At 61.7% G+C, this 496-nt stretch carries 1 protein-coding gene; it reads left to right on the top strand.

The features are described from left to right. Nucleotides 1-496 (top strand): IS66 family transposase zinc-finger binding domain-containing protein (locus BG61_RS41220; RefSeq protein WP_174479767.1); only part of this gene is annotated, 496 nt, incomplete at both ends.

Here is a 496-nt window from a genome sequence, read left to right as displayed (position 1 = left end):
ACTACGATTCAGCGACGCGAAGCTCGCGCAACTCACGCACGAAATGGCCGTACTTAAACGCTGGAAGTTTGCGGCCCGAAGCGAGAAGCTCGGTCACGAGCAGCAAAGCCTGCTCGATGAAGCTATCGATGCCGACCTGGCCGCCATCGAACTCGAGTTGGAGAGGCTGTCCACCGAGCCAAAGACCAAAGACGCGCCGAACAAACCGCGCCGGGCGCCGCTTCCGGCGAACCTTCCACGTGTCCATGTCCATCACGAGCCCGAGTCGACCGTCTGCGGCTGTGGCTGTGAGCTCAAGCGCATCGGCGAGGATGTCAGCGAGAAGCTCGATTACACGCCGGGCGTGTTCACCGTCGAGCGTCACGTTCGTGGCAAATGGGTGTGCGCTCGCTGCGAAACCTTAACTCAGGCACCGGTGCCGGCGCACGTCATCGATAAGGGCATCCCGACGGCGGGCCTGCTGGCTCACGTGCTTGTTTCGAAACACGGTGATCAC

Source organism: Caballeronia glathei, from assembly GCF_000698595.1.
In the GTDB taxonomy this organism is placed as follows: Bacteria; Pseudomonadota; Gammaproteobacteria; order Burkholderiales; family Burkholderiaceae; genus Caballeronia; species Caballeronia glathei.
This window is presented reverse-complemented; position numbering and strand designations above follow the sequence as displayed.